Origin of the sequence: Metabacillus litoralis, from assembly GCF_007994985.1 — a bacterium.
GTDB lineage: Bacteria > Bacillota > Bacilli > Bacillales > Bacillaceae > Metabacillus > Metabacillus litoralis.
This window is the reverse complement of record NZ_VOQF01000044.1, coordinates 1-1,181: the sequence shown is the minus strand read 5'-3', so window position 1 is coordinate 1,181 and position 1,181 is coordinate 1. Positions and strand designations below refer to the sequence as shown.

Annotated in this window: 8 tRNA genes; all 8 read left to right on the top strand. The window is 44.1% G+C overall.

The window, feature by feature from the left end:
- Positions 1–116 precede the first annotated feature (116 nt).
- The 8 genes from FS935_RS23030 (at position 117) to FS935_RS22995 (ending at position 1,046) form a co-directional block, all read left to right on the top strand.
- Positions 117–192 (top strand) — tRNA-Thr (locus FS935_RS23030).
- A 24-nt stretch (positions 193–216) separates the two neighbouring features.
- Positions 217–292 (top strand) — tRNA-Lys (locus tag FS935_RS23025).
- A gap of 13 nt (positions 293–305) precedes the next feature.
- Positions 306–391 (top strand) — tRNA-Leu (locus tag FS935_RS23020).
- A gap of 54 nt (positions 392–445) precedes the next feature.
- A tRNA-Gly gene (locus FS935_RS23015) sits at positions 446–520 on the top strand.
- Between the two features lie 7 nt (positions 521–527).
- Positions 528–616 (top strand) — tRNA-Leu (locus tag FS935_RS23010).
- A gap of 86 nt (positions 617–702) precedes the next feature.
- Positions 703–779, top strand: a tRNA-Arg gene (locus FS935_RS23005).
- Between the two features lie 97 nt (positions 780–876).
- Positions 877–953 (top strand) — tRNA-Pro (locus FS935_RS23000).
- A 17-nt stretch (positions 954–970) separates the two neighbouring features.
- A tRNA-Ala gene (locus tag FS935_RS22995) sits at positions 971–1,046 on the top strand.
- The last annotated feature ends 135 nt before the right edge of the window (positions 1,047–1,181 follow it).

Here is a 1,181-nt window from a genome sequence, read left to right as displayed (position 1 = left end):
GCCTTACAAGCAGAGGGTCGGCGGTTCGATCCCGTCATCCTCCACCATAGTTTTTTCACCTAGTGAAAATAACTTTCTATTATATCTTTAAAGTGAAATATCTAACCGATTTATACGCCGGTGTAGCTCAACTGGTAGAGCAACTGACTTGTAATCAGTAGGTTGGGGGTTCAAGTCCTCTCGCCGGCACCATCTTTTTCACTCATTATAAATAATGAGCCATTAGCTCAGTTGGTAGAGCATCTGACTTTTAATCAGAGGGTCGAAGGTTCGAATCCTTCATGGCTCACCATTTTACACACCATGCGGGTGTGGCGGAATTGGCAGACGCGCTAGACTTAGGATCTAGTGTCCTTGTGACGTGGGGGTTCAAGTCCCTTCACCCGCACCAAAGTTTTTTTCGTAAAGCGAAAATAACTTACAATAATTTAATTATGAGAACATTGCGGAAGTAGTTCAGTGGTAGAACACCACCTTGCCAAGGTGGGGGTCGCGGGTTCGAATCCCGTCTTCCGCTCCATAGTAGTGCCGGGGTGGCGGAACTGGCAGACGCACAGGACTTAAAATCCTGCGGTAGGTGACTACCGTACCGGTTCGATTCCGGTCCTCGGCACCAAAGTTTTTTTGTGAAGCAAAAATAACTTACCTTTATTACTTCAAAACAAAATAAATGTATTTTGAAGGATAGATCAAATGAACTTAGCGCCCGTAGCTCAATTGGATAGAGCGTTTGACTACGGATCAAAAGGTTAGGGGTTCGACTCCTCTCGGGCGCGCCATATAAGTGAAGTGAAAAGAAGCTAAAAGTTAGTTGGAAACTTACTTTGAAATAGATTGTAAATCTATGACCTTCTCATTCCATTTTTATTTATAGAACGGGAAGTAGCTCAGCTTGGTAGAGCACTTGGTTTGGGACCAAGGGGTCGCAGGTTCGAATCCTGTCTTCCCGACCATTTCCTTTTATTGATTCGGGGCCTTAGCTCAGCTGGGAGAGCGCCTGCCTTGCACGCAGGAGGTCAGCGGTTCGATCCCGCTAGGCTCCACCAAAAAACTCTTCAAAAAACTATTTGACAAGTAACTTTACAGTGTGTTATACTTGTAAAGTTGTTTCAAATAACTGATCTTTGAAAACTAAACAAAACCAAGCGTGCCAACGTTAATTTCGATTAACAAAAACGTAC